Here is a 22,559-nt window from a genome sequence, read left to right on the forward strand (position 1 = left end):
TAACGGGGACCGGGTTGTCGGTGTCTGGTGGCCGACAGACACATCGAAGGAACGGAACGTCATCATGAGCAAGGTATGGTTCGTCACCGGTTCGTCCCGTGGTCTGGGCCGCAACTTCGTCGAGGCCGCACTGTCCCGCGGTGACAGGGTCGCTGCGACCGCTCGGAACACCGGGAGCCTTGAAGGGCTGGTCGCCACTTATGGCGACGCGGTGCTGCCGGTCGCGCTGGACGTGACCGACAGGGCCGCGGTCTTCGCGGGGGTGAAGCGGGCCGCGGAGCACTTCGGTCGCCTGGACGTCATCGTCAACAACGCCGGGTACGCCCAGGTCGGCGCGGTCGAGGAGCTGACCGAGCAGGATCTGCGCGACCAGATGGAGACCAACCTTTTCGGCGCAGTGTGGGTCGTCCAGGCCGCGTTGCCCTACCTGCGCGAGCAAGGCTCGGGGCACATCATTCAGTTGTCTTCGGCCGCCGGCCTCATCGCGATGCCGCTCGGCGGCGCCTACCACGCCTCCAAGTGGGCGGTGGAGGGCCTGAACGAAGCTCTCGCGAGTGAGGTCGCCGGCTTCGGCGTCAAGGTGACCGTGGTCGAGCCCGGCGGGTTCGCCACCAGGGCCGGTAAGAACCCCGACCCTCTCGCCAACGGTCACATGGCCGAGCCCGACCCGGCCTACGAGAGCCTCCGCCGGCACCTCGCCCAGGTCGCGGGCAAGCAGCCCGCCGGCGACCCGGCCGCCGCTGCCCGTACCCTCCTCAAGATCGTCGATTCCGACGCCCCGCCCCTGCGGGTGCTGTTCGGCCAGGGCTTCTATCCGATGATCCAGCAGGCCTACGCCGACCGGCTCAACACCTGGGCCGACGGCCAGGACCTTTCGGCCGAAGCCCACGGCAACCTCGATCAACCCGCCGCTGACCCCCGGCACTGATCCCACGAGACCTGAGCCGCGTCGTTCCCAGTCGCCCTGCCGCGCTTTCCGGCTGACGCTCTACACATCCCCGCCGCTCTGCGCGGCAAGCTCGTCGTCGACGCGATGAACTACTGATGGAGACCGACGGCATCCGCGACGACCTCACCGACCCGCGCACCTCCTCCAGCGAGACCGTGCGGGCATTCCTGCCCGAATCCGTGTGATCAAGGCGTTCAACCACACGGGCTACCACGACCTGGAGAACGAAGCCCGTCCCGCCGCGACGCCCGGACGCAAAGCACTCGCCATCTCGGGCGGCGATCCTGCCGACGGCGCCGTTCAGGTGGGGGCGGAGGTGGGCGGGTTCGAGCACGCGAGGAGGACAAAGCTGGTTGGCGCCGCACGAGGCCAGGGGTGGGGGAGTGGTCACTGGGTGTTCAGCATGACGCTCCTGGTTTCGGTGTAGAGGTCGATGGCCGCGGCCCCCATCTCGCGTCCCCAGCCGGAGGACTTGAAGCCGCCCCAGGGGGCCGCGGCGTCGGGCGGGTTGGGCATGTTGATCCACACCGTGCCGGCCTCCAGCGCCGCAGCCGTCCGGTGGGCCCGGCCGACGTCGCGGGTCCACACCGAGGCGGACAGGCCGTAGCGGGAGTCGTTCGCGCGAGCGGTGACCTCGTCGGCGTCGTCGAACGGGAGGACGGCCACGACGGGGCCGAATATTTCCTCACGCGCGATCCGCATGGTGTCGGTGACGTCGGTGAAGACCGCAGGGGTCAGGAAATGGCCGTCGGAGAGATGGTCAGGGCGCTCCCCACCGGCAACCAGGGTCGCCCCGTCCTCAAGGCCGTTGCGGACATACTTCTCTACCCGGGTGAGGTGGTCCGCGGACACCAGGGGCCCGAGGTCGGTCTCGGGCGACATGCCGTCGCCCAGCCGCATGGCAGAGACAACCGCTGCCAGGCCATCGGCGAATTCGTCGACGATCCTGCGCTGGACGTAGATACGGGAGTATGCCGCGCACACCTGGCCGGAGTTCAAGAAGGCGCCCTGCGCGATTCCGGTCACGGCCTTGGTCACCGGCGTGTCGTCGAAGACGACTACCGGCGTCTTGCCGCCCAGTTCGAGTGAGACGCGCTTGAAGTGGTCGGCGCTCGCGCGGACGATCTCGCGGCCGACATCGGTCGATCCGGTGAACGAGATCTTGGCGATGCCGGGGTGGCTCACCATCGCCCTGCCCACCTCCGGGCCTCCGGACACGACGGTGACGACGCCCGTCGGCACGCCGGCCTCGGCCATCAGGTCCACCAGCCGCATCGTGGTGAGCGGGGTCTGCTCCGCCGCCTTGATGACGCAGGTGTTGCCACAGGCCAGCGCCGGAGCCAGTTTCCACGCCGCGATCATCAGCGGAAAGTTCCACGGGGTGATGAGGCCGCAGACTCCGACCGGTTCGCGCGTCGTGTAGTTGAGCACGCCGGGAATGGAGACCGGGTTGGTCTCGCCGGTGATCTTGGTGACCCAGCCCGCGAAGTAGCGGAAGTGCTCGGCGGTCGCGGCGACCGAGACGTGTCGAGCGATGCCGAGGGGCTGTCCCTGGTCACGGGTCTCGAGCTCGGCGAGCTCAGCGGCGTGGGCCTCGACGAGCTCGGCGATCCGCCAGAGCACCCGGGCTCGCGCGGCGGGTGTCATGATGCGCCAGGCGCTACCGTGCCTCAGCGCCTCGGTCGCGGCGTCCACCGCGTTGTCCAGGTCGTTCTCAGAGGTGAGGGCCACGTCTGCAAGGTGCTCGCCGGTGGCGGGGTTGAAGGTCGCGAACGTGGAGTTCATGCCACACCGCCCGGGGCGTCGACGCCGAGGAGGGTGCAGACGCAGTCGGCTTCGAACTCGGTCACCCGACGCCGCCACCCCACGTCGTCCGGGCTGTGCAGCGCGGTCATCTCGACCCCGATGACGTCCGAGGCGTCGGCGATCCCCCGGAGCACCGTGAGGACCTGTTCGTAGTCGAAGCCCCGGTCGCGGCCGTACCAGATGGGGTTGACGCTCACGTCGAGCACGTCCGGGTCGATGTGCACGTAGACGGGAGCACCGCCGATCGCAGCCACGACCCTCTCGGCCGTGTCCTCGGCGACCGGGACCATGGTGAGCGCGCTCGCCTCCGCTTGGCGCTGGCCCGCGATGTCGAAGTCGTCGTCGAGCGAGCGGGCACCGACGAGGATGGCCTGCTCGAGCGGGAACTCCCCGTGCCCGGTGTCCCACACGCCGCAGGCACCGGAGAGGCTCATGCAGCCCAGGAAGCCGCCGCTGGTGGTGACCGGGGTGTCGAAGTCGGAGTGGGAGTCGAACCACACGACCTTGGCCTCGGGGCGGGCTGCGTGGACGGCGGGAAAGGTGCCGATCGCGATGGAGCAGTCGGTCGACAGAACAACCGAGCGTCGGCCACTGGTCAGCGCGGTCCGGACGTGGTCGGCGGCCTGTTGGAAGACGGCCGCGGAGTCGCGCAGGTCGTCCTCCCAGTCGGTCTTGCCGTACGGGCCGTCGCGGCCCTCCACACGTTCGGCGACGATCCCGCGCTCCGCGAGCGCGTCGCTCAGCAGGTTGACCCCGCGCCGGTCACGCGGGGTCTCCTCGGAGATGCGGACGGCGAAGGCGCGAGCACTGACCTCATCCTGCAGCACTGTCATGGGTGGTCTCCCGGGGTGATGGAGTGGGTGTCGGGTTCGAGTGGGGGGAGCAGCTCGCGGGAGAAGACGTCCGCGGCCTCCTCGCGACGACGGGCGAGCACCGGGTTCGCTCCGCGGACGAGGACGGTGGCGGGTCGGGGGATCGCGTTGAACTGGGTCGAGGCCGTCTCGCAGTAGGCGCCCTGGTTGAGGACCAGCAGGAGATCCCCCGGCATTACGTCGGGAAGTTCGATGTCCTCGGCGATGGAGTCGTACGAGCACGTCGGGCCGACGACTTCGACCGGCGTCGGATGCGGGGCCGACGACGTGGCCCCGACAACGACGATGCCGTGACCGGCCCGGGTCAGCGACCGGGTCATGAACATGGTGGCCGCGGAGTCGACGGTGACGAAGCGGCGGCTGCTGAACCAGTCGACGTCCTTGACGTCCTGGACCCGCGTCAGCAGGGTGACCGCGTCACCTACGTGAAAGCCGCCGGACTCCAGTTGTACGACGACGTCGGGCCAGCCGCCCTCGTGGAGCCCTGCGGCCAGGGCCTGCGCATGCTCACGCACGTCCGGCAGGTCGCGCAGCTCGGCATCGGTTGCGTTGCCCGGGGTGCTGAGCAGGACACGTCTGCCCTGGCGCAGGCCGCCCCCCAGGTTGATGCGCCGGGTCGTGACATCCCGCGCTGCCTTGAGGTGCGCCGCGAACGCGGCGAGTTCACGGGCGCATTCCCGGACGTGCATGACTTGGCGCTGCGCGTCGAAGTCGGCGCGGTAGCCGGCGAACCCGGCGTGGTGGGAGAGTCCGACATAGTTGAGCCATTGGTCTTCCGCGATCCGGGTGACGAGGGTCTCGGCCGCTCCGGTCGGGATGCTCGACCCGAACTTGGCCTCCGCCACCCGCAGCGTGCGCTCGTACGCGGGGTCCTGGGCCAGCAGGCGGCCGTACCGCAACTTGGCGCGCACCACGCATGGCACGACGCGGCCGTGGCGTCGTGCGGCCTCGGAGAGTCGCTCGGCCTCGGCGAGGGAGTCGACGTTGACCTGGTGCACGCCGATCCGGGCGACGAGGTCGAGGTACGTCGCCGACTTGCCATTGCCGTTGACGATGATGTTCGCGGCCGGGATGCCTGCGTCGAGCGCCGCCATCACTTCGAACTCGGAGCTCGCGTCGATGAGGGCACCGCTGCGGCAAAGCGTGGTGATGACGGCCCGGTTGTTGTTCGCCTTCATCGAGAACGCGATCTCGACCTGCTGGTCGATGGCGTCGTACGCCGCGCGCAGGGCGCCGTGGTTGTGCTCGAGCTGGCGCTCGGAGACGACCCAGGTCGGTGTGCCGAACTCCGCGGCGATGTCGGCCAGCGGGGTCTCCTCTATGTGCGTGACGCCGCTGCCCGACGGGGGAACGGTGGCCGGAAGGAGGCTCAAGGCGGAGTCGTAGGTCAGGCGCGTCATCAGACCCCCACGTGGCGCATCATGTCGAAGGGAGGCAGGGTGTCGACCGGGACGACGACGTCAACGAGCGTCGGTCCATCGGTCGAGAGTGCGGCGACGAGGGCAGGTCGCAGATCCTCCGCGGCCTCGACGCGGTGCCCGGACACCCCCACGGCCTCGGCCAGCAGGTCGTGACGGACGTCCACGAAGTCCAGGTCGCGAGAGGTGCCCTCGTTGAGGTCGTGCCAGAGCCGCTGGTAGGCGAAGGCCCCGTTGTTCAGCACGATGCAGGTGACGTCGCAGTCGTGGCGCCGGGCCGTCTCGAGCTCGCCCCAGCCGAAACCGAACCCGCCATCGCCGACCAGGGCGACCACCCGACGGCCCGGGTGGGCCCTGGCAAGGCCGATCGCGCCGGGGAAGCCGAAGCCCAGCGTCCCGGCGGCGCGCCCGTAGACGATCTGGTCGAAGTGCTCGCCCTGGGCGAGATAGCTCAACGCCCAGACGCTGCTGTACGCGGCGTCGCACACGACCAGGTCCTCGGGCCGGAGCAGGGCGCCGAGCTCACGGAACAGCCGGGCCGGGTGGAGGCCGACGTCCACGGGATCCGCGGCCACGGCCTGCTGGCGGGCCCGCACCTGGTCCCAGCGTGCCGGCAGGTCCATCCAGGGGTCGCGCGGGGTCGTCGCGAGCCGCTCGAGGAACCGGGGCAGCGTCTTCTCGACGAGGTCACGCACCAGAGTCACGTCCTGCGCGGCGAATCGTGAGCCGACGTCCTCGACGTCGACCCGGACCACCCTGCATGCGGGGCCGGGCAGCCGGCCGAGGTCGGTGGTGGCCCCGTCCATGGCCGAGCCGAGAACCACGACCACGTCGGCGGAACGCAGGGCCTCGTTGGCCACCCAGCCGGACCCGTCCTCGCGGTACGACATGAAGCCGGCGACCCCGGCGTACAGCGGGTGCCGCTCGGGGAAGCAGCCACGACCCATCGCGGTCGTGCAGACGGGGGCTCCGAGCCGCTCGGCGAGCTCGGTGACACCGGCCCCGACGCCGGCCTGGCGCGCACCGTTGCCGACGAGGAGGACGGGCCGAGCAGCCGCTTCGATGAGGGTGACCGCCTGGTCGAGAGTGGACGCCGCGGCCACGGGTGAGGCTGCCGCGGCCGGCTCATCGACCGGTTGTGCCCGGTGCGCATCGGCCTTCATCACATCGTTGGGAAGCTCGACCAGGACCGGGCCTCGAGGGGCGGTCATGGCGACGTCGATGGCCTGCTGGAGCGTCGGCTCGACGTCCTCCGGCCGGGCGGCTCGTGCCGCGAACTTCACCAACGGTGTGACGATGCCGACCTGGTCGGTCTCCTGGAAGGCGCCCGTCCCGTGGAGGTGCGTCTCCACGCCGCTGACGAGCGCGATGACCGGGCTCTGTGCGGCCTTCGCCTCGAGCAGGGCGATCGGAAGGTTCATCGCGCCGGGCCCGTGGATGCCGGTGGCGACGGTCGGTCGCCCGGTGGCGCGGGCGACGGCGTCCGCCGCGAAGCCGGCGCTGCGTTCGTCGCGCATGACCGTCGCCCTGACCGGGCTGTCCCCGAGGGCCTCGAACAGCCACTCCGGGGAGTCCTGGCCGAACACGTGGGTCACGCCGTTGCGCTCGAGGATCTCGGCCACGAGGTGCCCGCCGTGACGCGTGGGCGCGGGGGGCGGGGCTGCGGGTTCGGCTGGTCGCGTCTCGGAACTCATGGCCAGAGACACTAGCCCAAGCCTTGGCAACTTGGATACATTGATGCGAGATTCGGTGTCCGAACTGCACGAATGCGAGACCGGATGCCGAAAATGTATCCAACGCACCGGAGGAGGTCATCGTGACCGTTCACGACGCGGCGCAGCCCCATCCGCTCGACCCGCTGACGGAGGACGAACTGCGTGAGGTCACCCGGACGCTGCTCGAGACGGGCCTGCTGACCGCCTCGGTGCGCGTGGCCTACGTCGGACTCGACGAGCCGACGCGCGGCGAGCTCGATGCCGGGGTTCGCCCCGAGCGCCGGGCACGGGTTGTGCTGCACGAGACCACGCGGGTGGAGGACCGCGATGTGCTGGTGTCGGTCACCGACGCGGAAGTGCTCAGCGAGCGCATCCTCGACGCGGCAACGGAGGGACAGTCGCCGGTGCTCGACGAGGAGTACGAGCTCGCGGAGCGGGTCCTGGCCGAGGACGACCGGTGGGTGACGGCACTGGCCCGCCGGGGCCTGCGACCCGACCAGGTGCGCGCGGCGGCCCTGTCCGCAGGCGTCTTCGAAGATCTTGAGGAGAAGGGGCGACGGATCCTGCGTGCGCTGGCGTTCCAGCAGCGGCATCCCGACGACCACGCCTGGGCACATCCGGTGGACGGCCTGGTCGCCTTCGTCGACATCGTCGCGCGCCGGGTCACCGAGGTACTGGACGAGGGCGCCGTCGACGTCCCCGACGGCGACGACGGGAATTACCATCTCCGCGAGGAGCCGCCGCGCAGTTCACAGCGTCCTTTGCTGATCACTCAGCCCGAAGGCCCGAGCTTCACCCTGGCCGGCCGGCGCCTGCAGTGGGAGAACTGGGACCTGCGGCTCGGGTTCGACGCCCGCGAGGGACTGATCCTGCACCAGGTCGGGTTCCGCGACGAGGGCCGGTTGCGACCCGTGCTGCACCGCGCGTCCATCAGCGAGATGGTCGTCCCCTACGGCGACCCCTCGCCGGTCCGGTCCTGGCAGAACTACTTCGACACCGGCGAGTACCTGGTGGGCCGCTACGCGAACTCACTCGAGCTGGGCTGCGACTGCCTCGGGGAGATCACTTACCTCGACGCGGTCGTGGCGGACGCGCAGGGCGAGCCGCACGTCATCAAGAACGCGATCTGTCTCCACGAGGAGGATTACGGGGTGCTGTGGAAGCACAGCGACCCGTGGGCCCTGTCGAGCGAGACGCGCAGGAACCGTCGGATGGTCGTCTCCTTCTTCACCACCGTCGGGAACTACGACTACGGCTTCTACTTCTACCTTTACCTGGACGGGACGATCGCGTTCGAGGCCAAGGCGACCGGCATCGTGTTCACGTCGGCCGTGCGGGACCCGGACTGCCGCCACACGGCACAGATCGCACCGGGCCTGGGCGCGCCGTTCCACCAGCACCTGTTCTGCGCGCGTCTCCACATGGCGGTCGACGGGCCGACCAACCGGGTCGAGGAGGTCGAGGCCGTGCGGATGCCGGTCGGCCCCGACAACCCTCGTGGCAACGCCTTCACCCGGTCCCGCACTCCGCTGACGCGGGAGTCCGAGGCGCAGCGGTTCGCCGACACCTCCACCGGCAGGACCTGGCACGTGGTGAACCCGAACTCCCTCAACCGGGTGGGCGAGCCGGTGGCCTACGCCCTGCACCCCGAAGGCCAGCCGACGCTCCTCGCCGACCCTTCGTCGTCCATCGCCCGGCGAGCGGCCTTCGCGACGAGGCACCTGTGGGTGACCCGCGCGGCGCCCGGCGAGAAATACGCGGCCGGAGACTTCGTCAATAGGCACCCGGGCGGTGCCGGGCTGCCGGCGTACGTCGCGGCCGACCGCGACATCGACGGCCAGGACATCGTGGTGTGGCACACCTTCGGACTGACGCACTTCCCGCGCACCGAGGACTGGCCGGTGATGCCCGTGGACCACACCGGGTTCGCGCTCAGACCCGCCGGGTTCTTTGACAGAAACCCCACCTTGGACGTCCCATCGGGACGCGGGCGGCACGCCGCCGAGGGTCAGTCGTCCGAAGAGGGCTCCTGCGGTTGCCCGGTGGCGGAGAGGTGACGGATCAGCGCGACCCGGGTGTAGCGGATGTGCTGGCGCAGCAGGGTGCCGGCCCGCTCACCGTCGCGGTGGCGCAGGGCGTCGATCAACAAGTTGTGTTCGGCGATCACGACCTCACGGTCGATGGGCGTCGCCACCCCCATGTAGGCGCGCCGGAAGTGCTGCGAGGAGTTCCAGAAGTCCTGGACCAGGCGCTGCAGGCGCGGCATGCCGGCAGCCTTGATGCTGGCGAGGTGGAACGCCCGGTCGCTCGACAGGGCGCGCTCCAGATCGCGGCTGCCGTGCTCCGGCATCACGGCCTGCTCGAACTCGCGGCAGTGCTCCTCGAGTTCGGCGATGTCGGCATCGGTCAGGTTGACCGCGCTGTGCTCGATCGCGAGCGGCTCGAGGCGTTCGCGCATGAGGTAGACCTCGACGAACTCCTGGAGGTCCATGTCGGCTACGCGGGCCGAGACGTTGGGGGAGAGCCGGACCAGTCCCTCGCTCTCCAGATTCCTCAGCGCGTCCCGTACCGGGATGCGGCTGACGCCGAGCGCCTCGGCGACCCATTCCTGGCCGATCCGTGCGCCGGCGGCGAGACGGCCCTCGAGGATGGCTGTGCGGAGAGCCCGCGTGGCGTAGGTGGCCATCGTCTCGCCCGGCTCGCGGGGAGGGAACTCGGCCGACTCACTCACAGGGCCTCACCGGCGGCGCGCTGACGAAAGTCGTCGAGGACGTTCCGGGTGATCCGGGCGACCCCGTTGTCGTAGTCCTGGTGGGAGAGACTGGCGATCCAGTTGACGGAGCCGGTGCTGAAGACTCCGCCCCCTGCCGCCGTTTCGAAGTACACGACATCGGAGCGGACCTCGGCGGACTCGGACCCGCCTTGACCGGGCTTCATGGCCGGGACCTCTTCGATCGCACGCTGCATCATGTCACTATGTCGGCCCCGCGAGGTGGCCAGCACGAACGTGCCGGGCGGGGTCCCGAGCGACACGTCGGTCCGGTCGATCTCCGCCCCGGCCGCGCCGGACATGTTCTGGCCGTAGTCGCCCAGCGGAGCCTCGATGTCCACTCCGGCGACGATGAACCCGACGCGCGGGTCCTGGGCGTCGGGTTCGAACCGGTAGGACGCCGAGTCGCCGCCCTGAGCGGTGAAGCCGACGCCGACCAGCCGCTGGGGCGCGCGCCCGCGGTGACGCCACAGGCCACCACGCTCACCGTTGGTGTGGTGCTCCTCGCCGGGCTCACTGCTCCAGGGACGCGTACCGGCCAGGCCGCGCCGCAGCTCGATCACATCGGGCCGGTCGGACAGCACGGTCGTCACCCAGTAGAAGCCGTTGCCGCCGAGGTACATCAGCGACCCGCCGTCGTCGAGATAACCCGACAGGGCGTCGAGCATCTGCTCGGTCACGTACTCGGGGTGGGAGCCGGTGAGCACCGTGGAGTAGCCGTTCAGCAGGTCGGCGCCTTCGCGGTGCAGGTCCTCGTCGGTCACGACGTCCACGTCGATGCCTGCCACGGTCAGCCAGTCCACCAGGTAGAGGTCGGCACCGAGGCACCAGCCTCCTCCACCGCTCAGGGACCACGGATAGCTCGGTTCCATCGACAGCACCGGACGCAGTCGCGACACGTGGGCGGTCCCACTGCCGTCGCGGTGGCGGTTGTAGAGCGAGAGACCGAGATCGCCACGTTCGGTGAGGATCGCGTCGACCTCGTGGAGCTCCCCGACGGGTTTGCCGGTCAGCTCCACCGCCCGGGTGAGGTCGAGGCGGTAGTTGGAGTAGGCGAGATAGGTGTAGGTGGGCACCAGCAGAACGGTATCGCTCGTGGGCCTGCCCGGCGCGGGTCGGACGAAGAACAGCACGTGTCGTTCGGCCGTCTCCGACCGCAACCGGGCGGCGTAGACGCCACTCGGTGTGTCCGCCGGTACCTGCCAGGAGAAGTCCACCTCCCAGCCGCAGTCGGCCAGGTCGTCGTCGTGGAAGTGCGCCGCGGCGTAGTGGCTCGGCTCTTCGGCCGGGGACATCGCAGTGCCGTCCCAGAGGTGACCGGTGACGGCCCGCAGAGGCGTGTTGACCAGGCGTCCGTGCGCCTCGTGGCCGGAGGCGTCGACGACGCGCGCACTGTCCGGGTCGCGCCCCAGATCCCACGAACCGATCAAGGTCAGGCCCGCGGCGGAGGCCGGATCGCCCGACAGGGAATCGAATTCGTCGACCGCTGCGGCGCCGGCCCACAGCCGGGGAGCCTCCAGCTTCCCGTTGAAGCTGCCGACGGCACGGCCCGACGTGTCGACGCCCAAGCGGCCGACCAGCAGATCGCCTTTGATCTGCCAGGCCGGCCCAGTGGCCCCCTCGGCGGTCGCGCGCGCGACGTCGTCGACGCCCGCGTAGGTTCTGAGCCGACGGCAGACGACGGCCACGGTGCCACTGCTGCGGTCGACGCTTGCGGTCAGCAGGTGCCAGTGGTGCAGCAGCAGGGGAGCGCCGGTGCTCACGACCAGGTCGCCGCAGCGGACGGTGGCCGCCCCGGTGGCGTCGAGCAGCAGCGCCGGGCCTCCCGGGAGCGCGACGACGCCCTGGTCTTGACCGGTCGACAGCGTGGGGTAAACCCAACACTGGAGCGTCAGGGCGGCCGCGGTCGTTACGGCGATGGGCGCCGTCATCGCCGAGCCAGGGCGGGTCGGCTGCACCCGGCCGGCGTACTCGCCGTCGATGTCGGCCCCGACCGGAAGGCAGTCGAGAACGTCGGGCGTGCCGTCCGTGCGGGGGCCGCCGCGCGTGATTCGGACGATCTCCGCGTGGTAGCTGGAAGCGCAGCTGACGTGGAACGCGACGGTCCCTCCCGGCGTGACCGACCACACCGACGGGTAGCCGAGGATCTCCTGGGCGGGTTCAGCCATGGACCCGGCCCTCTTCCAGGTCGGTGAACAAGACGTCGTCACCGACCCGCCAGGTCAGCCGTACGCGGTCGCCGACCGCGAGATCCCGGCGCGTGTCCGCGGCCGAGCGCACGTGGCGGTGCTCGCCGGAGCTCAGCTGGACGTAGTACTTGACGCTCGCGCCCAGGTACATCACGTTGGTCAGCAGCCCGGAGATCGTGTTGTGCCCGGGGGCGGATTCCTGTCCGTGGTCGGGCTCGACCCGCATCCGCTCAGGACGGACCATGAGCGCGACCTGGCCACCGGGCCGAAGGGGATGACCGGTGCCGTCCGGCGACGTCGCAGTAAGGCCGGTGATGCCGTACGGGGAGACGATCACGCGTCCGTCCTGGTGCTCGGAGACCGAGCCGCGGAACACATTGGACTCGCCCATGAACTCGGCGACGTAGAGCGAACTCGGGGCCTCGTAGAGCTCCTCCGCGGTGCCGAGCTGGCTGATCTCCCCGTTCCGGTAGACGGCGATGCTGTCGCTCATCGCCAGGGCCTCCTCCTGGTCATGGGTCACGTACACGATGGTGACGCCCAGCTCGCGATGGAGCCGCACGATCTCGATCTGGAGTGCCTCACGCAGGTTCTTGTCCAGAGCGCCCATGGGCTCGTCCATCAGCAGCAGGCGAGGTTCGAAGGCGATGGCCCGCGCGAGCGCGACGCGCTGCTGCTGGCCGCCGGACAGCTCGTGCGGTCGGCGCGACCCGTAACCGTCGAGGTGCACCCGCTCGAGTACCTCGGCGGCCCGCCGTCGTCGCTCGGCCTTGGGGACGCCGCGCACCTCCAGTGGGAACGCCACGTTGTCGGTGACGTTCATGTGCGGGAACAACGCGTAGTTCTGAAACACCATACCGATCTCTCGCCGGTGCGGCGGGACCGAGGTGATGTCGCGTCCGTCGAGGGTCACGCTGCCGCGATCGGGCGGTACGAATCCCGTGATCGCGTTGAGCGTGGTGCTCTTCCCGGAGCCCGACGCGCCCAACAGGGTGAGGAAGGTCCCCGGTGCGACGTCGAGGTCGATGTTCCGCAGGGCCGTGACGTTCCCGAAGGTCGTCCCGACTCCCGTCAGCCGCAGGTGGCCGCCGCTGGTCGAGACCACGGCCGGACTGGTGCGTCTCTGCATGGACGTCACGTTCGTCTCCTCGTACGCAGGAATGAGCCGATGCCCAGCGCGAGAAGCGCCACCGTGGTGACGAGCATCAGGAGGGTCGCAGCGGCGGCCACCGTGGGGTCGAGGCCGGTCCGCAACTGGTTGAAGATGACGACGGGCAGCGTGCGCACGGTCGGGCTGGTGATGAAGCCGGCCACCACCACGTCGTCCCATGAGGTGATGAAGGCGAAGATCGCGCTCGCCGCCAGGCCCGAGGCCAGCTGGGGGAGGGTGATCCGCCGGAAGACCGTGACGGGACGCGCGCCGAGGCCCGCCGCCGCGCGCTCCAGGTCGGGGTCGATCGTGCGGAGGCTCGTCGAGATCGAGACGACCGAAAGCGGCAGCGCGAGCGCTGTGTGAGCCGCGACCAGGCCCAGGGTCGTGCCGGCGATGCCGAGCCGGACGTAGGCGAAGTAGCAGCCCACGCCCAGGATGACGACGGGCACGATCATCGGGCTCATCATCAGCACGTTCAGGGTGCGCTGTCCGGCGAACGAGCCCCGCACGAGCGTGAGCGAGAGCAGCGCGCCCAGGAGGGTGGCGGCCAGCGCGGTCCACAGCGCGACCGAGACGCTTGTGGCAGTGGCGGCACGCCACTCGGGGTCGGTCAGCAGCACCTGGAACCAACCCATCTGGAAGCCCCTGGGCGGCCAGCTGAGCCGGGAGCTCTCGGTGAACGCCATCGGAACGATGACCAGGGTCGGGATCACCATGAACGCGGCGACCAGGACGGTCCACGTGCGCAGGGCGACGGTGCCGGCAGAGATCCTCATGACTTGCTCCGTCCGGTCGGGTCGAGCGACACCGCCCGGCTGGCGAGGGCCAGCACGCCGAGCGTGGCGCCGAGCAGGACCATGCCCAGAGCGCTGCCGACGCCGAAGTTCAGCAGCCTCGTGGTCTGCTCGACGATGAGCTGGCTGACCATCACGTCGGCGGGGTCGCCCAGGATGGCGGGGGTCAGGTAGAACCCGAGCGAGATGACGAAGACCAGCACACAGCCCGAGAAGACGGCCGGCACCGTCAGCGGCAGGAACACCTTCCGGAAGGCGGCGAACGGCCGGGCCCCGAGGATGTGGGCGGCCGGCACGAGCGTCGCGTCGACGCGCCGCATCCCGGCGTACAGGGTCAGCACCATGATCGGGAGCAGCACGTGCACCATGCCGATGACGGTGCCGATGTCGTTGCGCATCATTTGGACGGGCTCGGTGGTGAGGCCTGCGGACCGCAGTGTCGAGTTGACGACACCGGTGTCCTGCAGCCACACGGTCCAGGCATAGGTGCGGACCAGGATGCTCGACCAGAAGGGCAGCAGGACGAAGAACGTCAGGACCATGGCGGTGTGGCCCTTCGCGCGGTTCATGACGTACGCGTATGGATAGCCGATCACCAGGCACAGGACCGTGACGACGACCGCGATCCGGAACGTCGTCAGGTACGAGCGAAGGAAGACGGGGGACTTGCCGAAGAACTTGTAGTTCTCCGGCCCCGGGTCGGTGAGGCTGATGTGGAGCATGTCGAGCAGCGGCCAGAAGAAGGCGACCCCGAGGAAGGCGACCGCAGGGACGGCCAGCCAGTTCCAGCCGACCCTGCGTGCTGACCGTCTGGTCACTTCTGGAGCCACTCGACGAACTGGTGGGACACGGTCTCGTACTGCTTCGCGTTGAACGCGTCGTCGAAGCGGTAGGACGTGCCGCCCTTGCCGGCGGGCAGGTAGCCGTAGGTCGGCGCTTTCGGGTCCGGGGTCGCACCGGTGGTGGCCGGCGCGACCGGGTAGATCTTCGAGAGGTCCGCGTTGTGCTCGACCGAGGTGATGTAGGCGGCCAGCTTCATCGCCTGCTCCGTGTTGGGAGCGCCCTTGAGGACGACGAGGTAGTCACCGCCGAGGCCGTAGCCGTCCCAGACGACGTGGAGTGGCGAGCCGTTCTTCACGGCGGCGTACACCTGGCTCGCGAAGGTGAGGCCCATGCTGGCCTCACCACTGCTGAGTGCCTCGATGGTCTCGGTGGGGCTCGCCGACCAGATGATGCTGTCCTTGATGGTTCTGAGCTTGGCAAGCGCCCGGTTGACGTCGAGCGGATACAGGTCCTTGGGCGCCACCCCGTCGGCGAGGAGCGCGCCCTCGAGCAACCCGGTGCCCACCGGCTCCTTCCAGACCACCCGCTTGCCCGGAAAAGTCCTGATGTCGAAGAAGTCCTTCCAGGACGTGGGAGTGCCCTTGAGGGACTTGTCGTTGAAGGCCAGCACCGCGGCCCAGGTGTGCAGCGGCACACGGTACTTGTCGCCGTCGGCGCATGTGATGACCGCGCAGTCGAGCGGCTGCAGCAGGGCCTGGGTCTTGGCGTCGGCTCCGAAATCGCCCGCCACGTCGAGGAGGTCCCAGGTGACGCGGCCGGAGTCGACCATCGCCTTGATCTTCGCGTAGTCGGTGGATCCGACGTCCTGGACGACCGAGACGCCCGTCTCCTTGGCATAGGGCTTGAGCCAGGCGGCCTCCTGCGCGTCCTGGAGGTTGCCGCCGTTGGAGACGAAGGTGACGGCGGACCCACCGGCCGACTGGGGGCCCGTGCTCCCGCAGCTGGAGAGGGCGACGGAGGCGGCGGCGATAGAGGCGAGAGGGATGAGGCGCCGAGCGCGGAGGGGCCAGGTGAGCATGGACGGTCCTTCCCATGAAATGTATCCAGAAGATAGGAGTCGCGTGGGCTGAGTGTCAATGATTCAGGGACGATTCACCTTGCTCTATGTAATATGTATCCAAGATCGCTCTGGAGTCGTTGGCGGGCAGGTGGGAGTGGGAACCATGGCGGGTGAAACGGCGGACGCGGCCGATGCTCGGGGAGTGGCCCTCGTGAGTGGCGCTGCCGGGGGCATCGGGGCTGCGACCGCGCGGCTGCTCGGTGCCCGGGGGCACCGGCTCCTGCTCGCGGACCGGGCGGACTGCACCGCGGTCGTCGAGGAACTCCGCGAGGCCGGCTGCAGCGCGAGCGGGCATCGGGTCGACGTCCGGGATCACGAGGCGGTCGAGGACCTCGTCGCGCTCGCAGCGGAGTCTCCGGCCGGCCTCGGCGTTGTGGTCGCCAGCCACGGTGTCCCGGGCCCGGACGCCACCCTCGATCAGACGTCGCCGGACGAGGCGGCCGAGGTCCTCGCGGTCAACCTCGCCGGCAGCCTCAACCTGTCCCGCGCGGCCGCGCGGCAGATGGCGAGCCAGCGGTGGGGACGGATCGTCCTCGTGGCCTCGGTGGCGGGTAAGGAAGGCAACCCGCGCAGCGTCGCCTACAGCGCGTCGAAGGCCGGTGTGATCGGGCTGGCGAAGGCATTGGCGCGGGAGTTGGGCCCGATGGGTGTGCTCGTCAACTGTGTGACCCCTGGCGTGATCGAGACCGAGATGACGAAGCGAGCCGAGGGGCTCATGGACTACGTGCTGCAGCGGACACCGCTCGGGCGACTGGGGCAGCCGGCGGAGGTGGCCGAGGCGATCGCCTGGTTGTGCTCCCCTGCCTGCACGTTCACGTCGGGAGCCGTGCTCGACGTGTCGGGTGGACGGGCGTCCTACTGATGAGCGGGAGCAGCGTGCCGGCCGCCGACACGAGAAGCCTGGACGAACGGATCGCGGTCGTGACCGGTGGTGCACGGGGGATGGGGCTGGCCTTCGTCAAGCGACTCGCGGCGCTCGGCGCCCGCGTGGTCTCGATCGACCGCACGCACGACCCCGTCCCACCTTCCGGCGGCGTCGCAGAAGCCGACGTGTGGAGGGTCGACTGCGACCTGACGGTCGCCGACGAGGTCGAGGCCGTCCTCGAACGCGTCGCTGAGGCATGGGGGCCCGTCGACGTTTGCGTCTGCAACGCCGGGGGCGGCACCGGCGAGATGTGGGAGAACTCGCCGACGCGGACCGGATGGCCGGCGTTCTCCGGTGCCTACCAGACCAACATGGCCACCGTCGTGAACATCTGCGGGCCGCTCGCCGCGGGGATGGCGGCGCGTGGTCGCGGCAAGATCGTGACGGTCTCGTCGGTCGCGGCGCTGCGACCACGGGCGGATGGCGGCTACGCCCACTATGCGGCCGCGAAGGCGGCGGTGATCGCGTACACCAGGTCGCTCGCACGTGAGGTCGCGCCGTACGGCGTCAACGCCAACGTGATGGTGCCTGGGGCGGTCGGCACCGAACGCGTGCTCGCCAAGATCCGTGCCGTCGGGATGGAGGAGGCGCTGTCGACCATCCCCCTTGGGCGGCTGTGCAGCCCCGAGGAGTGCGCGGACGTGCTGGAGTTCCTGGTGACCGGCCCGTCGGACTACCTGACCGGGGTCGTTCTGCCGGTGGACGGTGGGATGAGCCTGTGAGTTCGAAACTGGTCTGGTCGAACAGTGCGGCAGTGGTCTGTGCTCCGAACCAGTCGCCGCCCTAGCGTCCTCGTATGCCCAGCGAGACCCCTTCCGAGACCCTGGTTCGCGCAACCGTACGGACGATGAGCACCGCGCACCCGGAGGGCTCCGCGCTGCTGTGCCGGAACGGTCGCGTGGCCGCCGTGGGGGAGTGGGACCAGGTGCGCGGGCTCGCCTCGGCTCGGGCCGAGCTCCTGGATCTGCGCGGGGCCACGGTGCTCCCGGGATTCACCGACAGCCACAACCACATGCTCTGGACCGGGATGCGGCACGGAGCCCTGGACCTGTCCGGGAGCCGGAGCATCGCCGAGATCGGCGACCGCCTGAGAAAGTACGCCGCGCAGCATCCGGACCTGCCCTGGATCACCTCGAGCGAGGGATGGTTCGTCGAGGACCTGGCCGAACGCCGGATGCCCGACCGTGAGGAACTCGACGCGTACTGCCCCGACGTGCCGGTCTACCTGCCCCGCCTGGGGCACGCCGCCTCGGTCAACTCGCGGGCGTTGCAGGCCGCCGGCCTCCACGCGGGCAGTCCGGACGTGGCCGGCGGCCACATCGTCCGTCGTCCCGACGGCGAGCCCTCAGGTGAACTCCAGGAGGCGCCTGCGATGCGCCTCGTCTCGCGACTGGTGCCCGAACCCTCGCGACGCGAGGTGCTGCGGGCGCTCACGGACGTGCAGCAGGAGTACCACCGTCGCGGTGTCACCGCTGTGATCGACCCGGCCCTGACCGCCCCGGAGCGGGCGGCGTACGCCGCGGCGCGCGACCGTGGTGCGCTCACCGTCCGTACAACGATGATGCCGGTCCTGGAGCCGGACCTGTCCGACGACGATGTGGCCGGTTGGCTGGCCGGGCTCGCGGGCCCCACTGGCAGTGGTGACTCCTGGCTGAGGTACGGCGCGATCAAGGTCTTCCTCGACGGCGTCGTCTCGATGGGCACCGCCTGGGTGCGCGACCCTTATCCCGGCACCTGTGACCACGGCACCCGCATCGTGGCGGCCGACCGGCTAGCGCTGATCGTGCAGGAGTGTGTCCGGGCCGGCTGGTCGCTGGGCATCCACGCGATCGGTGGACTGGCCGTCGACGCGGCACTGGCCGCACTGGCCGCTGCCCCGCGCACCCGGGTGGCCGGGCTGCGCTGCTCCCTGATCCATGCCTACCTCGGACCCACCGCCGGCAACATGCGTACCGCCGCCGCCCTCGGGATGGGGCTGGCCGCCCAGCCGCAGATGCACACCTGGATCGCCCCGCGTCTCGCCGAGATGTGGGGGCGTGAGGTGGCGGACGCCGCATCCCCGCTGCGCTCCTGGCTCGACGCCGGAGTGGTGGTGGCCGGTGGCTCCGACTCGCCGCTGACCCCGACAGACCCGATCGCGGGCATCCACGACGCCGTCACCCGGCTGGTCGCCGGAAGGGGCGTGGCCGGAGCGGAGCAGCGCGTCGACGTGGCCACCGCCCTCGCCATGTACACCACCTCGGCCGCGTGGCTCGCCTTCGCGGACCACGAGCGCGGCGCCCTCGTGCCGGGGCGGCTGGCCGACTGGGTCGCGCTCGACAGGGATCCACTGGCCACCCGTCCCGAGGACCTTCGCTCGATCCGGGTCCTCCAGACCCGCGTCGGCGACCGCACCGTCTACGACAACCGCTGACGCCCGAAGAGAGGAACCTCCCCGTGGGCTACGAGAAGGAGTACGACGGCATCATCATCGGTGCCGGGCACAACGGACTCATCACCCAGGCCTACCTGGCCCGGACCGGCCTGAGCACACTGTCGATCGACAAGGGCCAACATGCCGGTGGCGGCCTGCAGACCCCCGAGGACAACGCCCTGCCGGGCTTCTTCCACGGCACCCATGCGGTGTCGCTCAAGGGCGTGACGTCATCGCCCTGGTTCAAGGACCTTCAGCTCGCCGACTGGGGGGTGCGGTTCGTCGCCCCGGACCCCTCGATCACGAGCATCCAGCGCGACGGGCGCGCCATCGTCTGGTACGCCTCCCCGGAGCGGACCGCGGAGTCGATCGCCCAGTTCTCCGAGCGCGACGCCCGCACCTGGCGCACCATCGCCGCGGAGCATCAGGACGTGGTGCGCGAGCTCGTCGGCCCCGAGATGTCTTCTCCCGCGGTCGGCTCCGAGAAGCGGGACCGAATCCTCCGGGGCTCCGAGCTGGGCCGGCGCTACCTGAAGTACGCGCCGCTGTCGCCGCGCCAGTTCATCGAGGACACCTTCGAGAGCGACGCGGTCAAGGCGATGCTCCTGTACTACTGCGTCATCCGCGAGGTCGACGTCAACGTCCCCGACCAGGGCAACGTGGTCCCGACCTTCCTGGCCTCCCAGGTCCCGGGCGAGATCGCGGTCGGCGGCTCGTACTCGCTGGCGCGGGCGCTCAAGCACGACGTCTACGCGCACGGTGGCCACATCATGGAGCAGACCACCCCGCGCCGCATCGTCGTCGAGGGCGGGCGCGCGGTCGGTGTCGAGCTGGAGGACGGGTCGCTCATCCGCGCCCGCCAGTTCGTGGCCAGCAGCCTCAACCCGCACCAGACCTTCCTCCAGTTGCTCGGTGACGACTCGCCTGCCGAGCTCACCCAGAAGACCCAGGACTTCAAGTATCAGAAGGTGGGGCAGATCTTCGGGGTCAACGTCGCCCTCAAGGACGCCCCCGACTACACCGCCGCCGCCGCCAACCCGGACATCAACAAGGCACGGCTGACGTTCCTCGGCCTGGACGACCCGGCCGACGTGCTGCGGCTGTACGACAACGCCGACCGGGGCATCGTGTCCGACCAGGTGATGCTGATCGGTGGCTGTCCCACCGTGCACGACCCGTCGCAGGCGCCACCGGGACACCACGCGGCGTACATGTGGCAGAAAACGCCGTACGCGCTAGGGGGTGACCCCGCCAACTGGGACACCCACAAGGAAAGACACTTGGAGACGGTCCTGGACTTCTGGCGCGGGTACGCGCCCAACCTGGGCGGGGCGAACCTGCTCGGCGCGTTCGCCGGCACGCCGCTGGACACCGAGCGCCGGTTCCCCAGCATGCAGCGCGGCGACCTGTTCCACGGCTGGTTCGGTCCCGGTCAGCGCGGCGTCGACCGTCCGTTCCCCGGTATGAGGGGGCACGCCGTGCCCGGCGTCGAGAGGCTCTACCTGGCCGGCTCCAGCGCGCACCCCGGCGGGAACATCACCGGCTTCCCGGGCTACCTCGCCGCCTCGCAGATCGCCGACGAGGTGGGGATCTCGCGCTGGTGGGGCGTGCGCAACATCTGGGCCGAGCTGGCCGGGGGCGAGCAGTGAGCGGGCCGGAGCCGATCGCCGTAGCGACGCCCGCGCTGCCGGCGGGTCCGACCGAGCGGTTCGCCTACTCCTACGCCGTCCGGCATGGGCGTGACCTGTTCGTCTCCGGTCTCGTCCCGTTCGACCCGGAGGGCCGGATCGTCGGGATGGACGACCCGGAGGCCCAGGCCGAGCAGGTCTTCGCGAACCTGGCCGCGATCATGGCGGCGGCCCAGGGCAGCGTGGACGACGTGGTCGAGACGACCACGTACTGCATCGACCGGAACCACCTGCTCGCCATCAACGAGGCCCGGGTGCGTTGCTTCACCGGGGCGGTGAAGCCGACGAGCACGCTCCTGGTCGTCGCCGGCCTGGCCCGTCCGGAGTTCCTCGTGGAGATCTCCGCACGGGCGGTGCTCCGGTCGTGACGGCGTCGCTGAGGACCGACGTCCTCGTCGTCGGCAGGGGGCCGGTCGGGATGACGCTCGCGCTGCTCCTTGCCCGGTACGGCGTGGCCAGCACGGTGGTCGATCCTGCCGACCGTGAGATCAGGCTCAGCTCCAAGGCCGTGCTCATGCACGGGGAGTCGCTCGAGATCCTGGCCAAGGTGGGCGTCGGTGACGCGATCGGGCGGACCGGTGTCAGGCTGAGTGGATCCCGGGTCTTCGTCGGCACGAAGGAGCTCCGCCACGACCGGTTCCCCGTCCCCGACCCGGCCGGCTACGCGATGGCGGTCAACTTCCCGCAGAGCGAGACCGAGCGTCTGCTGCTCGACGCGGTGGACGAGGAACCGCTGGTCGACCTGCGTCTCGGACTCACCTTCCGGGGTCTCGTGCAGCACGAGACCCACGTGGCGGCGGAGCTCGTGGACGAACGTGGCGACCCGGTGCACGTCGACGCCGGCTACGTCGCGGGCTGCGACGGGGCCAGGTCCACCGTGCGCAAGGAGTTGGACGTCCGATTCGAGGGCCACGCCCACGACGACCACTACCTGATCGTCGACGTGCGGGCGGACCTGCCGTTCCCCGACGAGCGCCGATTCGTCTTCCATCCCCCGGCCGGGGCCGGCCGCACGGCACTGATCCACCCCCAGCCGTTCTCGCTGTGGCACCTCGACTTCCAGGTCGGGCACCCGCCCGACCTGGAGTCCGAGGCCAGAGACGGGACGCTCGACCGCCGAATCCGAGCCGTCATCGGGGACCACGACTACGAGGTGACCTGGTCCACGTCCTACGTCTTCAAACAGCTCATGGCGTCACGGTTCTCGGTCGGGCGCTGCTTCCTCGTAGGTGATGCGGCGCACCTCTACGCCCCGTATGGCGCACGTGGCCTCAACTCCGGTCTGGCCGACGCCGACAACCTCGCCTGGAAACTCGGCATGGTCGTCACCGGGCAGGCCGCGCCGGCCCTGCTGGCGACCTATGGCGAAGAGCGGCACGCCGTCGCCCGGCACCACTTCTCCGTCACCTCCGACACGGCCGCGTTCATGGCACCCACGACCAGGCGCGGGCGCTGGCGGCGCGACCTCACGCTCGCACTCGCCACGCGGGTGCCGGCGGCCCGACGCTGGGTCGACGCGGGTCACTTCTACCGGCCCGAACCGGTCGCGATGTCTTCGCTCACTGTCCCGGACCCGATCGAGTCCCGTGCGGCCGTCAAGTCCGGAGAGCTGATGCCGGACCTGCCCGCCAGCCTCGCGCGCGAAGGCCACCCGCTACGGCTGCGGGCGGCGTACGGGCTGCACCCGATGGTCGTCGACGTCCCGCAGCCGGCCGGCGACCACGACGACGTGGAGGTGACTGTGCACCACCTCGGCGGCGGGCTGGGGCCGACCAGGTTGCCCGTGCGCGGGCGAGTGGCCCGCGAACGCGTCCTCGGTGCCTGCCAGGGCGGAGCCGCCCTCCTGGTCCGTCCCGACGGCTTCGTTTCGCGACGTCTGGACCGTGGGCCCTCTGGAGCCGACGGCGACGTCGTCGCCGAACTCGCCGACACGGCCTGCAGCCTCTACGGAAAGGAAGCCTGAC

18 protein-coding genes are annotated in these 22,559 nt (G+C 70.1%); 8 read left to right on the top strand and 10 right to left on the bottom strand.

Annotated features, from left to right (window positions below; translation table 11 throughout):
- Nucleotides 1–64: 64 nt before the first annotated feature.
- The gene (locus AB0C87_RS09475) at nucleotides 65–928 is read left to right on the top strand and encodes an SDR family NAD(P)-dependent oxidoreductase (protein WP_353832717.1); all 864 of its coding nucleotides are present in this window, start codon (nucleotides 65–67) and stop codon (nucleotides 926–928) included.
- A gap of 408 nt (nucleotides 929–1,336) precedes the next feature.
- Here AB0C87_RS09475 and AB0C87_RS09480 read toward each other — a convergent pair whose 3' ends face one another.
- From AB0C87_RS09480 to AB0C87_RS09495, 4 genes are read right to left on the bottom strand one after another with little or no spacing between them, the layout of a single operon-like run.
- Nucleotides 1,337–2,734 carry an aldehyde dehydrogenase family protein gene (locus AB0C87_RS09480; RefSeq protein WP_360577070.1) on the bottom strand — a complete coding sequence of 466 codons (1,398 nt, stop codon included), beginning with the start codon at nucleotides 2,732–2,734 and terminating at the stop codon, nucleotides 1,337–1,339.
- The gene (locus AB0C87_RS09485) at nucleotides 2,731–3,588 is read right to left on the bottom strand and encodes an arginase family protein (RefSeq protein WP_360577071.1); all 858 of its coding nucleotides are present in this window, start codon (nucleotides 3,586–3,588) and stop codon (nucleotides 2,731–2,733) included. Before AB0C87_RS09485 ends, AB0C87_RS09480 begins: the two co-directional genes overlap by 4 nt.
- Nucleotides 3,585–5,027: a hypothetical protein gene (locus tag AB0C87_RS09490; protein ID WP_360577072.1), complete on the bottom strand. Its 1,443-nt coding sequence runs from the start codon at nucleotides 5,025–5,027 to the stop codon at nucleotides 3,585–3,587. Before AB0C87_RS09490 ends, AB0C87_RS09485 begins: the two co-directional genes overlap by 4 nt.
- Entirely contained in the window at nucleotides 5,027–6,739 is a 1,713-nt protein-coding gene (locus tag AB0C87_RS09495; protein WP_360577073.1) for a thiamine pyrophosphate-binding protein, read from the bottom strand. Before AB0C87_RS09495 ends, AB0C87_RS09490 begins: the two co-directional genes overlap by 1 nt.
- Nucleotides 6,740–6,861: 122 nt before the next feature.
- Here AB0C87_RS09495 and AB0C87_RS09500 point away from each other — a divergent pair, with 122 nt between their 5' ends.
- Complete coding sequence (locus AB0C87_RS09500; protein ID WP_360577074.1) at nucleotides 6,862–8,817, top strand: primary-amine oxidase; 1,956 nt, start codon at nucleotides 6,862–6,864, stop codon at nucleotides 8,815–8,817.
- Here the strand turns inward: AB0C87_RS09500 and AB0C87_RS09505 are convergent.
- The 6 genes from AB0C87_RS09505 to AB0C87_RS09530 are packed head-to-tail and all read right to left on the bottom strand — an operon-like array spanning nucleotide 8,769 to nucleotide 15,527.
- A complete protein-coding gene (locus AB0C87_RS09505) occupies nucleotides 8,769–9,491 on the bottom strand; it encodes an FCD domain-containing protein (RefSeq protein WP_353832722.1) in 723 nt (240 codons plus the stop codon). The genes AB0C87_RS09500 and AB0C87_RS09505 overlap by 49 nt on opposite strands.
- On the bottom strand, nucleotides 9,488–11,698 hold the full coding sequence (locus AB0C87_RS09510) for a N,N-dimethylformamidase beta subunit family domain-containing protein (RefSeq protein ID WP_360577075.1): 2,211 nt from the start codon (nucleotides 11,696–11,698) through the stop codon (nucleotides 9,488–9,490). Before AB0C87_RS09510 ends, AB0C87_RS09505 begins: the two co-directional genes overlap by 4 nt.
- Nucleotides 11,691–12,848, bottom strand: a complete 1,158-nt coding sequence (locus tag AB0C87_RS09515) for a polyamine ABC transporter ATP-binding protein (RefSeq protein ID WP_353832754.1) — start codon at nucleotides 12,846–12,848, stop codon at nucleotides 11,691–11,693. The genes AB0C87_RS09510 and AB0C87_RS09515 overlap by 8 nt, the downstream gene beginning before the upstream one ends.
- Nucleotides 12,849–12,853: 5 nt before the next feature.
- A complete protein-coding gene (locus AB0C87_RS09520; RefSeq protein WP_360577076.1) occupies nucleotides 12,854–13,648 on the bottom strand; it encodes an ABC transporter permease in 795 nt (264 codons plus the stop codon).
- Nucleotides 13,645–14,484, bottom strand: coding sequence for an ABC transporter permease (locus AB0C87_RS09525; protein ID WP_345174138.1), 840 nt, complete (start codon nucleotides 14,482–14,484; stop codon nucleotides 13,645–13,647). Before AB0C87_RS09525 ends, AB0C87_RS09520 begins: the two co-directional genes overlap by 4 nt.
- Nucleotides 14,481–15,527 (bottom strand): ABC transporter substrate-binding protein, encoded by a 1,047-nt coding sequence (locus tag AB0C87_RS09530; RefSeq protein WP_345174137.1) that lies wholly within the window; start codon nucleotides 15,525–15,527, stop codon nucleotides 14,481–14,483. Before AB0C87_RS09530 ends, AB0C87_RS09525 begins: the two co-directional genes overlap by 4 nt.
- 193 nt (nucleotides 15,528–15,720) lie before the next feature.
- Between AB0C87_RS09530 and AB0C87_RS09535 the strand changes: the two genes are divergently transcribed.
- The 6 genes from AB0C87_RS09535 to AB0C87_RS09560 all read left to right on the top strand — a co-directional run bounded on the left by AB0C87_RS09535 (nucleotide 15,721) and on the right by AB0C87_RS09560 (nucleotide 22,558).
- A complete protein-coding gene (locus AB0C87_RS09535) occupies nucleotides 15,721–16,431 on the top strand; it encodes an SDR family NAD(P)-dependent oxidoreductase (protein ID WP_345174134.1) in 711 nt (236 codons plus the stop codon).
- Nucleotides 16,431–17,216: an SDR family oxidoreductase gene (locus tag AB0C87_RS09540; RefSeq protein ID WP_360577077.1), complete on the top strand. Its 786-nt coding sequence runs from the start codon at nucleotides 16,431–16,433 to the stop codon at nucleotides 17,214–17,216. Before AB0C87_RS09535 ends, AB0C87_RS09540 begins: the two co-directional genes overlap by 1 nt.
- Nucleotides 17,217–17,341: 125 nt before the next feature.
- Nucleotides 17,342–18,907, top strand: coding sequence for an amidohydrolase (locus AB0C87_RS09545; protein ID WP_360577078.1), 1,566 nt, complete (start codon nucleotides 17,342–17,344; stop codon nucleotides 18,905–18,907).
- 23 nt (nucleotides 18,908–18,930) lie between these two features.
- Nucleotides 18,931–20,556 carry an NAD(P)/FAD-dependent oxidoreductase gene (locus AB0C87_RS09550; protein ID WP_360577079.1) on the top strand — a complete coding sequence of 542 codons (1,626 nt, stop codon included), beginning with the start codon at nucleotides 18,931–18,933 and terminating at the stop codon, nucleotides 20,554–20,556.
- The gene (locus tag AB0C87_RS09555) at nucleotides 20,553–20,963 is read left to right on the top strand and encodes a Rid family hydrolase (protein ID WP_345174129.1); all 411 of its coding nucleotides are present in this window, start codon (nucleotides 20,553–20,555) and stop codon (nucleotides 20,961–20,963) included. Before AB0C87_RS09550 ends, AB0C87_RS09555 begins: the two co-directional genes overlap by 4 nt.
- The gene (locus tag AB0C87_RS09560; RefSeq protein WP_360577080.1) at nucleotides 20,960–22,558 is read left to right on the top strand and encodes an FAD-dependent monooxygenase; all 1,599 of its coding nucleotides are present in this window, start codon (nucleotides 20,960–20,962) and stop codon (nucleotides 22,556–22,558) included. The genes AB0C87_RS09555 and AB0C87_RS09560 overlap by 4 nt, the downstream gene beginning before the upstream one ends.
- Nucleotide 22,559: the final 1 nt, after the last annotated feature.

This window comes from Actinomadura sp. NPDC048021 (assembly GCF_040653135.1).
Classification (GTDB): Bacteria; Actinomycetota; Actinomycetes; order Streptosporangiales; family Streptosporangiaceae; genus Spirillospora; species Spirillospora verrucosospora.

Bases quoted from the DNA above. Each gene is read 5' to 3' on its own strand.
- AB0C87_RS09475 (WP_353832717.1), top strand. From the start codon at position 65: ATGAGCAAGGTATGGTTCGTCACCGGTTCGTCCCGTGGTCTGGGCCGC.
- AB0C87_RS09480 (WP_360577070.1), bottom strand. From the start codon at position 2,734: ATGAACTCCACGTTCGCGACCTTCAACCCCGCCACCGGCGAGCACCTT.
- AB0C87_RS09485 (WP_360577071.1), bottom strand. From the start codon at position 3,588: ATGACAGTGCTGCAGGATGAGGTCAGTGCTCGCGCCTTCGCCGTCCGC.
- AB0C87_RS09490 (WP_360577072.1), bottom strand. From the start codon at position 5,027: ATGACGCGCCTGACCTACGACTCCGCCTTGAGCCTCCTTCCGGCCACC.
- AB0C87_RS09495 (WP_360577073.1), bottom strand. From the start codon at position 6,739: ATGAGTTCCGAGACGCGACCAGCCGAACCCGCAGCCCCGCCCCCCGCG.
- AB0C87_RS09510 (WP_360577075.1), bottom strand. From the start codon at position 11,698: ATGGCTGAACCCGCCCAGGAGATCCTCGGCTACCCGTCGGTGTGGTCG.
- AB0C87_RS09515 (WP_353832754.1), bottom strand. From the start codon at position 12,848: ATGCAGAGACGCACCAGTCCGGCCGTGGTCTCGACCAGCGGCGGCCAC.
- AB0C87_RS09520 (WP_360577076.1), bottom strand. From the start codon at position 13,648: ATGAGGATCTCTGCCGGCACCGTCGCCCTGCGCACGTGGACCGTCCTG.
- AB0C87_RS09530 (WP_345174137.1), bottom strand. From the start codon at position 15,527: ATGCTCACCTGGCCCCTCCGCGCTCGGCGCCTCATCCCTCTCGCCTCT.
- AB0C87_RS09540 (WP_360577077.1), top strand. From the start codon at position 16,431: ATGAGCGGGAGCAGCGTGCCGGCCGCCGACACGAGAAGCCTGGACGAA.
- AB0C87_RS09545 (WP_360577078.1), top strand. From the start codon at position 17,342: ATGAGCACCGCGCACCCGGAGGGCTCCGCGCTGCTGTGCCGGAACGGT.